The 10,470-nt window shown below is 53.7% G+C and carries 12 protein-coding genes and 1 other annotated feature; of the genes, 3 read left to right on the top strand and 9 right to left on the bottom strand.

Features of this window, described 5'->3' with window-relative positions:
• Positions 1–51 precede the first annotated feature (51 nt).
• The gene (dsdC, locus tag ACLJQD_RS19925) at positions 52–975 is read right to left on the bottom strand and encodes a DNA-binding transcriptional regulator DsdC (protein WP_001541637.1); all 924 of its coding nucleotides are present in this window, start codon (positions 973–975) and stop codon (positions 52–54) included.
• Between the two features lie 225 nt (positions 976–1,200).
• On the opposite strand from dsdC, the gene dsdX reads away from it, so the two are divergent.
• Positions 1,201–2,538, top strand: a complete 1,338-nt coding sequence (gene dsdX / locus ACLJQD_RS19930) for a D-serine transporter DsdX (RefSeq protein ID WP_000543317.1) — start codon at positions 1,201–1,203, stop codon at positions 2,536–2,538.
• Positions 2,539–2,555: 17 nt separating this feature from the next.
• Complete coding sequence (gene dsdA / locus ACLJQD_RS19935) at positions 2,556–3,878, top strand: D-serine ammonia-lyase (protein WP_017442040.1); 1,323 nt, start codon at positions 2,556–2,558, stop codon at positions 3,876–3,878.
• A gap of 81 nt (positions 3,879–3,959) precedes the next feature.
• Here dsdA and ACLJQD_RS19940 read toward each other — a convergent pair whose 3' ends face one another.
• The 7 genes from ACLJQD_RS19940 to ibpA form a co-directional block, all read right to left on the bottom strand.
• Positions 3,960–4,490 carry a radical SAM protein gene (locus ACLJQD_RS19940; RefSeq protein ID WP_017442041.1) on the bottom strand — a complete coding sequence of 177 codons (531 nt, stop codon included), beginning with the start codon at positions 4,488–4,490 and terminating at the stop codon, positions 3,960–3,962.
• Entirely contained in the window at positions 4,487–4,849 is a 363-nt protein-coding gene (locus ACLJQD_RS19945) for a DUF202 domain-containing protein (protein ID WP_001113454.1), read from the bottom strand. The genes ACLJQD_RS19940 and ACLJQD_RS19945 overlap by 4 nt, the downstream gene beginning before the upstream one ends.
• Entirely contained in the window at positions 4,839–5,186 is a 348-nt protein-coding gene (locus ACLJQD_RS19950; RefSeq protein WP_000703964.1) for a YidH family protein, read from the bottom strand. The genes ACLJQD_RS19945 and ACLJQD_RS19950 overlap by 11 nt, the downstream gene beginning before the upstream one ends.
• 119 nt (positions 5,187–5,305) lie before the next feature.
• Positions 5,306–5,593, bottom strand: coding sequence for a hypothetical protein (locus tag ACLJQD_RS19955; protein ID WP_162267435.1), 288 nt, complete (start codon positions 5,591–5,593; stop codon positions 5,306–5,308).
• Between the two features lie 36 nt (positions 5,594–5,629).
• Entirely contained in the window at positions 5,630–7,291 is a 1,662-nt protein-coding gene (locus ACLJQD_RS19960) for a putative transporter (protein WP_001279781.1), read from the bottom strand.
• A gap of 188 nt (positions 7,292–7,479) precedes the next feature.
• Positions 7,480–7,908, bottom strand: coding sequence for a small heat shock chaperone IbpB (ibpB, locus tag ACLJQD_RS19965; RefSeq protein WP_001246919.1), 429 nt, complete (start codon positions 7,906–7,908; stop codon positions 7,480–7,482).
• 109 nt (positions 7,909–8,017) lie between these two features.
• Positions 8,018–8,431 carry a small heat shock chaperone IbpA gene (ibpA, locus tag ACLJQD_RS19970; RefSeq protein ID WP_001532742.1) on the bottom strand — a complete coding sequence of 138 codons (414 nt, stop codon included), beginning with the start codon at positions 8,429–8,431 and terminating at the stop codon, positions 8,018–8,020.
• Positions 8,425–8,498, bottom strand: a sequence feature (ROSE (Repression Of Heat Shock gene Expression) occurs in the 5'-region of heat shock genes and acts as an RNA thermometer to modulate expression.). Its footprint overlaps the gene before it by 7 nt.
• A gap of 242 nt (positions 8,499–8,740) precedes the next feature.
• On the opposite strand from ibpA, the gene ACLJQD_RS19975 reads away from it, so the two are divergent.
• Positions 8,741–9,073, top strand: a complete 333-nt coding sequence (locus ACLJQD_RS19975; RefSeq protein ID WP_001581211.1) for a YceK/YidQ family lipoprotein — start codon at positions 8,741–8,743, stop codon at positions 9,071–9,073.
• Between the two features lies 1 nt (position 9,074).
• On the opposite strand, the gene ACLJQD_RS19980 is transcribed toward ACLJQD_RS19975, so the two are convergent.
• Positions 9,075–10,301 (bottom strand): DUF3748 domain-containing protein, encoded by a 1,227-nt coding sequence (locus ACLJQD_RS19980; RefSeq protein ID WP_017442044.1) that lies wholly within the window; start codon positions 10,299–10,301, stop codon positions 9,075–9,077.
• Between the last annotated feature and the right edge of the window lie 169 nt (positions 10,302–10,470).

Here is a 10,470-nt window from a genome sequence, read left to right on the forward strand (position 1 = left end):
TATTTAGCATATTCACTCCCGGCAGGTGTAGCGACAAAGCGTAATAAATCTTCACACCTGTTCCTGCAACCAGCGAATAAATGCCTCGATTTTCGGCCACTGCCTGCCAGGCAGAGTGGTGACATAATAATGCTGATGACATTTCAGCCTCATGTCACCAAAAGGCGCAATCAGTTCTCCGCTGTCGAGACGCTTTTGCACCAGCCGTTTACGCCCCATCGCCACGCCAATGTGGTTCATCGCGGCAATCACCGCTAAATCAGAACGATCGAAGCCAATGCCGGATGAATCCGGCAAATTTACCGCAAAATGCTGCGCCCAACTGTGCCACTCATCGGTGCCCGAATCGTTACTCCACGCTTGTCTGTCGTGTAAGAGCGTACAGTGCCGCAGGTTATTCAGGTTGTCCTGCAAGGCGAAACGACGGGCATAATCCGGGCTGCAAACGGGCAAAATCGCCTCATCCATTAAAAAATGGTGCGTGAGCTGCGCCGACGGCGCATCGTCAAAATAGATAGCCAGGTCAATGCCGGCACGCTGTAGGTTAACGTTATCGTTGCCGGTCAGCATAGTGAGAGAAATTGACGGATAGCGACGGGTAAAGTCCCCCAGCGCAGGCACCAGCCAGCACTGGGCGATAGAGGGACGGGAATACACGGTCAACGTGCCGGACAGTTCCTGATTTTTGATATCGAGGATTTCCTGATTCAACGTATCCAGCGACGATTTCAGCGCCCAGAATACTCGTTTGCCTTCATGGGTAAGCTCCACTTTACGGTGAGAGCGGACAAATAGCTGGATTCCCAACTCGGCTTCCAGTTGATTGATACGATGGCTTACCGCACTTGGGCTTAACGACAGCTCATCTGCCGCCAGAGCAAAGGACTGGTGTCTGGCCGCGACTTCAAAAGTATAGAGTTTGGATAACTGCCAGCCGTTGAGTAAGCGGTTTCGGGTATCGCGAAGGGGTTCCATGGCAACCTCAGTCATCTTTTAATTTCCCGAAGTGTAAAAAAACACGCTGAAAAAATCCGCACATAGATGAAGCAAAATGAACCATATCGCAAAATAAAAGCAATATTAGATGGAAATCACATAGTTGATTCAATTTACATCATGTGAATGGCAAATTATATCGTTTGTCAGGGGGTGCTGTTTTTCTGTCCAATAAGAACAGATTAATCACAGGGTAGGTGAGATATGCACGCTCAAATCTGGGTAGTGAGCACGCTGCTGATCAGCATCGTGTTAATCGTATTGACCATCGTGAAGTTTAAATTCCACCCCTTCCTGGCGTTACTGCTCGCCAGTTTCTTTGTCGGCGCGATGATGGGCATGGGGCCGCTGGAGATGGTCACGGCGATAGAAAACGGAATAGGCGGTACGCTCGGTTTTCTGGCCGCCGTTATCGGTCTTGGCACCATCCTCGGCAAAATGATGGAGGTTTCCGGCGCGGCGGAGCGCATCGGGCTTACGCTCCAGCGCTGCCGCTGGCTCTCTGCTGACGTGATCATGGTACTGGTGGGGCTGATTTGCGGTATCACGTTGTTCGTGGAAGTGGGCGTCGTGTTGCTCATCCCACTGGCGTTTTCTATCGCTAAAAAGACCCATACCTCGCTGCTGAAGCTGGCCATTCCGCTGTGTACCGCGCTGATGGCCGTCCATTGCGTGGTACCGCCGCATCCGGCTGCGCTGTTTGTCGCAAATAAACTGGGGGCGGATATCGGCTCGGTGATTGTCTACGGTCTGCTGGTCGGACTGATGGCCTCATTGGTCGGCGGCCCGCTGTTCTTAAAGTTTCTGGGTAATCGTCTGCCGTTCAAGCCCGTACCGACAGAGTTTGCGGATCTTGAAGTGCGCGCCGAAAACACCCTGCCGTCGCTGGGCGCAACGCTGTTTACCGTTCTGCTGCCGATTGGCCTGATGCTGGTGAAAACCGTCGCTGAACTGAATATGGCGAAAGACGGCACGTTGTATACGCTGCTGGAGTTTATCGGTAATCCGATCACCGCAATGTTTATCGCTGTCTTTGTGGCGTATTACATACTCGGTCTGCGCCAGCATATGGGTATGAGCGCGCTACTTACCCACACCGAAAACGGCTTTGGCGCCATTGCGAACATCCTGCTGATTATCGGCGCGGGCGGCGCGTTCAACGCCATTCTCAAAAGTAGCGGGCTGGCGGACACGCTGGCGGTGATCCTCTCAAATATGCATATGCACCCGATTCTGCTGGCATGGCTGGTAGCGCTGATTCTGCACGCGGCGGTCGGCTCTGCGACGGTAGCCATGATGGGCGCCACCGCGATTGTTGCGCCCATGCTGCCGCTCTATCCTGACGTCAGCCCGGAGATCATTGCGATTGCCATTGGTTCCGGCGCCATTGGCTGCACGATCGTGACCGATTCCCTGTTCTGGCTGGTCAAGCAGTATTGCGGCGCTACGCTGAATGAAACGTTTAAATACTATACGACGGCCACGTTTATCGCATCTGTCGTTGCACTGGCTGGCACATTCCTGCTTTCCTTTATCATCTGATCGTAAAGAGACGTACTATGGAAAACATACAAAAGCTCATCGCCCGGTATCCTTTGGTCGAGGATCTGGTCGCCCTCAAAGAAACCACCTGGTTTAACCCGGGCGCCACCTCTCTTGCACAAGGTCTACCGTATGTCGGCCTGACGGAGCAGGACGTAAACGCCGCCCATGGCCGTCTGGCGCGCTTTGCGCCGTATCTGGCGAAAGCGTTTCCGCAAACCGCTGCCGCTGGCGGCATGATCGAATCTGACGTGGTCGCTATTCCGGCCATGCAAAAGCGGCTGGAAAAAGAGTATGGGCAAACGATCGACGGTGAAATGCTGTTAAAAAAAGACAGTCACCTGGCAATCTCTGGTTCCATTAAAGCGCGCGGCGGCATCTACGAGGTGCTAACGCACGCGGAAAAACTGGCGCTGGAGGCGGGTCTGTTAACCACCGACGATGACTATAGCGTGTTGCTTTCGCCGGAATTTAAACAATTCTTCAGCCAGTACAGTATCGCCGTCGGTTCAACCGGCAATCTGGGGCTATCGATCGGTATCATGAGCGCCTGCATCGGTTTTAAAGTGACGGTACATATGTCTGCCGACGCCCGCGCCTGGAAAAAGGCGAAGCTACGTAGCCACGGCGTGACGGTCGTGGAATACGAAGATGATTACGGCGTGGCGGTTGAGCAGGGTCGTAAAGCAGCGCAATCCGATCCAAACTGTTTCTTTATCGATGATGAAAACTCTCGCACGCTATTTCTGGGCTATGCGGTAGCGGGTCAGCGTCTGAAAGCGCAATTCGCGCAGCAGGGACGCGTCGTTGACGCCAGCCACCCACTGTTTGTTTATCTACCGTGCGGCGTTGGCGGCGGCCCTGGCGGCGTCGCCTTTGGCCTGAAACTGGCGTTTGGCGACAACGTCCACTGTTTCTTTGCCGAACCGACCCATTCACCCTGCATGTTACTCGGCGTTTATACCGGTCTGCACGATGCCATCTCAGTACAAGATATCGGTATTGATAACCTGACGGCGGCTGACGGCCTGGCGGTAGGTCGCGCTTCGGGCTTTGTTGGGCGGGCAATGGAGCGTCTGCTTGACGGCCTCTATACCTTAGACGATCAAACAATGTACGACATGCTGGGCTGGCTGGCGCAGGAGGAAGGAATTCGACTGGAGCCATCAGCTCTGGCGGGGATGGCCGGGCCACAGCGCATTTGCGCCGCCACCGAGTATCAGCAAAGGCATGGATTCAATCAGACGCAGCTCGGCAACGCGACGCATCTGGTATGGGCAACCGGGGGCGGCATGGTGCCGGAGGATGAAATGGAACAATACCTGGCAAAAGGACGCTAATACTCGCTCAGTGCCGGAAAGACGGCAGCGCCATCCGGCACGCCATCGCCTGATGGCGCTACGCTTATCAGGCCTGTGACGTTAACGCAGCATCGCCATCAACTCCTCAGGCGAGCGATGCTGTTTCAGTAAATCCCGCATCACCCGCATATGCGGCGAGGAGTAGTTAAAAAAGGTCTGGTAGCCCTCGCAAAGCTGATTTTTCCCCTGGCTATCCCGATGCTCAGGGCATCCGCCGCCGCAAAATCGTAATAAAGAGCACTTCTGACATTCAGCGCTTAGCGGCGCCTTGTCCGGCGCTTCAACGCCATCCTTGCCGCCGCACCACTGCTGTAGCGTCTCATCAAAAAGGCGGACCGAGATACGCTGAATATCTTCACGTACCCAAATATCAAATACGCTATTTAAAAACCGCCCCCAGTCTGCTGAACACAATGAATCCTCGGTCAACATTCCGTTCCGGTCATGTTCCAACAATGGGATAAAATGGACATTGCGAATGCCGAGCCGTTGTAAGTTACGGTACAGTTGCTGAGGGCGCTGGCTATTCTGGCGATTTACGACGACCTGAATCTGGTCATCACTCACGACAATGTCCTGACGTCCTGTCATATAAAATTCCCGATAAATGCAATAAGTTGGCGAATATGGGTAACAGCAAACAGGATTGCGAGCGACAACACCGCGAGGGAGATCAAAAATTTGTCACGCACGACATGAGTTTCGGAAAAATCGCTATGCGCGACATCCATCAAATTACGACTCAGGGTATAACGCCAAAGAATCACCGCCACTATCGCCAGAACGCTGATTGACACCCAGAACAAGAACCCCGCCTGATGCCAGTGGTGCCTGACGGCTAACGCCATTAACGCCCCGTATCCCAGCAGCGTGCGAAACCAGGCCAGCGACGTACGCTCCGGTTGCAGTCCCGGATCGTTCTGCCGACGGGCTTTACGACTATCCGGCATACAGTACCAGCCCCATCACTATCACCGCGACAATCATCAAAATAACGCTGATGATCAACAGGCTATGGGTATAGGGCAAATCCTCTTTCAGACGCATCGCTTTTTCATTACGTAACCAGCGTAGATAGCCATAAATCGCCAGGCCGCCCGCAAACAGACACAACAGTAGCGCCAGCAGTTCACGGATCACCGGCGTGGCAAAATCCGGGGCGAGCTGATCAAGACCGACGCCTGCCGCCAGAAATCCCAGCGAGGTGCGAATCCACGCCAGAAAGGTGCGCTCATTTGCCAGTGAGAAGCGATAATCCGGCGCTTCTCCGAGGCGGGAAATCTTCATGACGACTCCTTTTACGTTCTTATGTATTCCCGTTCGTTTTCAGAATACCACTCACGTTGTTGCTGATATGCTTCACATTATCCCGCAGCAAGGGAATCTTATTGCAAAATAACTGTAGTTCACTGGTGATGCGTTTTGGCGCAACCGCGCTCATTGCCGCTATTTTTCATTTCAGTTGCGACCTTTTTCAACGCCACCGCCAGGAAAGGCATTATTGCCGGATTAAAAGCTGAAAAACCACCCGTCGCGACGAAAAAAAAGGCGATGAAGATTGATAACCAACTGAAATAAAATGGAATTATGCTCATTGCCATTACGCTGATTAGCACGTTCATTGAGGAAGGAGATAAGAAGAAGAGCAGAAGTGTGACCGGTGCGGCGCGCGTTATCCAGCCTGGATTTAACACAGTGCGTAGGCCGGATAAGCAACGCGCCATCAGGCGCTAACCCATTCCCCAAAAAATCACCGCCAGCAGTTGTGGCGTGATAATACGCAGGAACATCACTAACGGATAGACGGTCGCGTAAGAGAGCGCCGCCGCGCCGCTGGTGGCATGAAGATTGTTGGCAAATGCCAGCGCTGGCGGATCGGTCATCGAACCGGCCAGCATCCCGCATAGCGTCAGATAGTTCATTTTGGCAAAAATCCGCGCCAGCAAACCGACGGTAATCAGCGGAATAGCGGTGATGAAAATACCGTAGCCAATCCAGCTTAATCCTTCGCCCTGCGTCAGCGTATCGACAAAATCGCCGCCGGATTTCAGCCCAACGACCGCCAGAAACAAAACGATGCCTAACTCACGCAGCGCGAGGTTGGCGCTCGGCGGCATAAACCAGTACAGCTTACCGATGCTGCCGATACGCCCCAAAATTAGCGCCATGATCAGCGGCCCGCCAGCCAGCCCCAGTTTTAACGCGACCGGGAATCCCGGCACAAACAACGGGATTGACCCAAGCAGAACCCCTAATCCGATGCCGATAAACACCGGCAGCATCTGCACCTGCTGGAGTTTTTGCTGCGCGTTGCCGACCACATTGGCTACCGCATCAATCGAGGCTGGACGCCCCACCAGATTGAGAATGTCGCCAAACTGCAGGCTAGCGTCGCTGCTGGCGACCAGCTCAACGCCCGCGCGGTTAAGACGGGAGATAACCACGTCATAACGCTCTTTAAAGTGCAAATCGCGGATACGTTTGCCGAGCACTTTTTCGTTGGTGACGACCACACGCTCGACGCGTAAATCCGTGCCACGCGTCGACAACGAGGTGTCCACTTCCTTGCCGATCACCAGTTGCGCGTTATGCAGGTCGGTAGATTGGCCGACGAGGTGCAGCAGGTCGCCTGCCTGGATAATCGTCCCCGGCGACGGCACCATCAGCGTGTCGTCGCGTTTCAGGCGTGAGCAAATGATTTTATCGCTGTTCAGGATCGGCACATCCTGAATAGCCATATTATTGAGGTTCGGATTCTCGACACGGATATTCATTGTTTGAATTAATGAATGACCGTTAGCGAGAGAGGATTCGTGCTTCTGCGCTTCCGCCTCGACGTTAACGCGAAAAATCAGCCGCATCAGCCACATGGTGAGCAAAATACCGCAGATGCCAAACGGATACGCCATCGCATAGCTCATCCCCATCTGATCCACCAGATCCACTGGCGTTCCCAGATCGCGCAGGATTTGCTGACCCGCCCCTAACGCAGGCGTATTGGTGACTGCGCCGGAGAAAATCCCCAGCACCACCGGCAGCGGAATAGCGAAAATTTTATGCAGAATCGCGGTGACCAACCCGCCCATAATCACAATCAGAATGGCAAACAGATTGAGGCGCAGCCCGGAAACGCGCAGCGAGGCGAAAAACCCCGGCCCCACCTGTATGCCGATGGTATAAACAAAAAGGATCAGGCCGAATTCCTGGATAAAGTGCAGCATATCGCCGCTCAGCGTCACCCCAGCCTGATCGACGAAGTGGCCGACGATAATACCGCCGAACAGAACGCCGCCAATACCAAAGCCGACACCGCGCACTTTAATGTTGCCGATCCATAAACCGACAACCGCCACCAACGCCAGAACGCTGACCGTCAATGCGATATCACTCATCTTTTCTTCCCTGTGAGTAACATTTCAATTTATAGGGATTATGACTGAACCGTTAAGGCATATATACAGCATGGCGCACATTCTCATGTTACAAAACCGCCCAGACGTCCTGACTTCGGCAGCGTCTTACCCTTTTTCGTGGCATAAAAAAGCCCCGCCATCTCTGGCGGGGCAAGGCAAGGAGCTCATTAGCTATTTAATGCGGAGCGTTCGTTAATGGCGATACGCTGCGGCGCAATGGTTTCCGGCTCGTTGCGGGTTAAATCAATATGCAGCAGGCCGTTGGTAAACGTCGCGCCGGAAACTTCCATATTCTCAGCCAGCGTAAAGCTCAGGCTAAAAGGCTGCATGACCAGGCCCTGATGTAACCATTTGGGCTCGTTTTCCGGCTGTTCCGGCGTGCCTTTCACCGTCAGGCGCGTGCCTTCCAGTTGAATATCCAGATCTTCCTGACGAAAACCGGCTAACGCTAAGGTAATGCGATAATGGTTATCGTCGCTTTTTTCGATGTTATAGGGCGGGAAGCTCTGGCTTTCGCCGCTGTTTTGCAGCGCATTGGCCAGCTTGTCAAAACCGATCCATTGACGCAGCAGTGGGGATAAATCGTAGTTACGCATAATCATTTCTCCTTCTAAGAAGCGAGTTTTTACCTTCACACTTTACGTGCGAATATGCTCCCTGACGGCGAGCATGGGATGACAGGCCGCGCAACGCGACCCGACGGAATCAGTTAATTTCGATACGGCGCGGTTTGTTCGCTTCCGGAATCACGCGCTCCAGTTCGATATACAGCAGCCCGTTGACCAGGTTTGCGCCGCGAACGTGAATGTTCTCCGCTAACTGGAACTTACGTTCAAAGTTACGCTCGGCAATGCCCTGATACAGGTAAGTACGTTCTTTCTGCTCGTCCGCATGAGCGCCTTTTACCACCAGTAAATTATCCTGGGCAGTAATCTCCAGTTCGCTTTCCGCGAAACCGGCAACGGCAATGGCGATGCGGTAGTGGTTTTCGTCTACCAGCTCAACGTTGTACGGAGGGTAGCCGCCATTACTTTGGCTTTGGTTATTTTCAAGCAGGTTAAACAGACGGTCAAAACCAATGGCAGAACGGTACAGCGGGGATAAATCAAAGTTACGCATAATCATAAACTCCTGAAATCAGCGAGAATGTCAGACCTTCCATCATGGACAGGCCAGGATTGCCAGAACACCCATCAGGCGTGCCCTTCTATTCACTACGTCTTATAAATGGGTCTGAATACGTACTTTTCAAGTATTTTAATCCGACTTTTTTTTGCAGTTTATTGGCTATTGCATAGACTGGTTGGGACAGCACTGATTGTTAAAGTGCGATTACCGCCACAGTGCCACGTACTGGTGATGTTATTTTTAGCAACGGATCGCTATAACTCATCATGCAAATAACGACAACCAACAGATGAATGAGTGATGATAAAAAACGTGTGGTTAACGCTGATAATATGGAATGGGATGCTTTTATTAAGCGGTTGTTCAAGCGTCATGTCGCACACCGGCGGTAAAGAGGGTACTTATCCTGGCACGCGCGCCAGCGCTACGATGATCGGTAACGATGAGACAAACTGGGGCACAAAATCGTTGGCTATCCTGGATATGCCGTTTACCGCCGTGATGGATACGATCCTTCTGCCGTGGGACATCTTCCGCAAAGACAGTTCGGTAAGATCGCGCGTAGAGAAAAGCGAGGAGGAGACGAAAATGACCAATGCCGTCATCCCCCCGGCGAAGATGCCTCCTCCCTGATTTATCGCCCGGTTTCCGTCACCCATAGCTGACGGAAACCTTTCACCTCTTCCATCCATGCGACGTGTCGCCCATCCGGTGAAAAAACGACGGCGTCCGCAGACGGCGGGTTGTCGTGCCTGGCGGTTAAGAAGTCGATCCTCCCACTTTGTGCGTCGCAGCAGGCAATCCGGTTTTCCAGCACCAGTCCCAGCCATTTACCCGACGGATGCCAGTTAAACGCTGACTGTACGCCGGTCGCATGATGCGTTAACTGCCGGGGCTCGCCTCCCTGCGGCGATATCAGCCACAGTTGCGCTACGCCGTTATCGTCCCGCATCAAAAAGGCGATCGCCGTCGCCTGCGGATTACTGCGGACCCAGTGGCGTGGTTCGTTAGTGAGCCCAGGGTAAACACGCTGGTGAGTAAAGGTAAGACGCCGCTGAACTACGCCCAACGGCGGCGATGGCATCGTTGATTCGGTTCCCGTCAGCGGCGTGTCGCCTGCTTGTTTCCAGCCGTTTTCATGACACGGTAAATCGACAATAAACAGCTCCGGGACTTTTTGGCCCGTCAGCGACAGCGTATCGCCAATAAAGGCGATCTGGCGGTTGCCCACCCAGCCCTCTTCATAGGCGCGGTTAATGTCATCGCTGCCAGGTCTCGGCGCAGGCGTCGTGCGGCTAACCAGTACGCACCAGTAGCTACCGCTGTATTCGCGCGGATGCTGAACCGGCACCGTTACCGGCCCATACGGCACGGCCACGCCGACATTACGCAGATCCAGCGCCGGATCTCGCTCATGCAGAACGTGGTCATTATAGGTAAAACTCACCAGCTCGCCGTTCGGGCTAAACACATGGACGTGGCTGCCGCCGCGCAGCGCGCCGGGAGTATACGGCGCAGTAATATCCATCGCATCGAGGTTAGTCACGCCCCCCGGCGTTGCAATAACGCCCCGGCGGTGGTGGAAATCGTAATGCCACGTCTCATCAGGGTTTTCAGGGCCATGAATAAACACATAGTGATTGTCGGCAGGATGCACCGTCACCACGCCGACATGCGCGCCCTGCACGGCGCGATAAATCACCTCCACGTCGCCGGTATGCACATTGACACGCTCAATAGTCTTGCCCGTAAATGACGCGCCTGAAGGCCGTACATCAAAGACCAGCCACTGGCTGTCAGGTGTCCAGGTATTGGTGTTGGTAAGCTGGTGATGGCGCGGCGTAAAGGTGATTTGTTTCATAGGATGTCCTGATAAGAGACGATGCTCGTCATCATACTTCACACGGGCTTCACTTTCAGGCTTTAGCGTATCGTTGGGATAGCCAGGCCCGATGGCGCCACGCCACCGGGCCGTCAGGGTCTTATTTCTCCTGCGCCAGCCGGATACTGCGCTCTATCACCGCCCGCCG

The organism is Salmonella sp. SAL04214, assembly GCF_046550615.1.
Taxonomy (GTDB): domain Bacteria; phylum Pseudomonadota; class Gammaproteobacteria; order Enterobacterales; family Enterobacteriaceae; genus Salmonella; species Salmonella enterica.

Coding starts and splice junctions, on each gene's coding strand:
- dsdC (WP_001541637.1), bottom strand. CDS start 975: ATGGAACCCCTTCGCGATACCCGAAACCGCTTACTCAACGGCTGGCAG.
- dsdX (WP_000543317.1), top strand. CDS start 1,201: ATGCACGCTCAAATCTGGGTAGTGAGCACGCTGCTGATCAGCATCGTG.
- dsdA (WP_017442040.1), top strand. CDS start 2,556: ATGGAAAACATACAAAAGCTCATCGCCCGGTATCCTTTGGTCGAGGAT.
- ACLJQD_RS19940 (WP_017442041.1), bottom strand. CDS start 4,490: ATGACAGGACGTCAGGACATTGTCGTGAGTGATGACCAGATTCAGGTC.
- ACLJQD_RS19945 (WP_001113454.1), bottom strand. CDS start 4,849: ATGCCGGATAGTCGTAAAGCCCGTCGGCAGAACGATCCGGGACTGCAA.
- ACLJQD_RS19950 (WP_000703964.1), bottom strand. CDS start 5,186: ATGAAGATTTCCCGCCTCGGAGAAGCGCCGGATTATCGCTTCTCACTG.
- ACLJQD_RS19960 (WP_001279781.1), bottom strand. CDS start 7,291: ATGAGTGATATCGCATTGACGGTCAGCGTTCTGGCGTTGGTGGCGGTT.
- ibpB (WP_001246919.1), bottom strand. CDS start 7,908: ATGCGTAACTACGATTTATCCCCACTGCTGCGTCAATGGATCGGTTTT.
- ibpA (WP_001532742.1), bottom strand. CDS start 8,431: ATGCGTAACTTTGATTTATCCCCGCTGTACCGTTCTGCCATTGGTTTT.
- ACLJQD_RS19975 (WP_001581211.1), top strand. CDS start 8,741: ATGATAAAAAACGTGTGGTTAACGCTGATAATATGGAATGGGATGCTT.
- ACLJQD_RS19980 (WP_017442044.1), bottom strand. CDS start 10,301: ATGAAACAAATCACCTTTACGCCGCGCCATCACCAGCTTACCAACACC.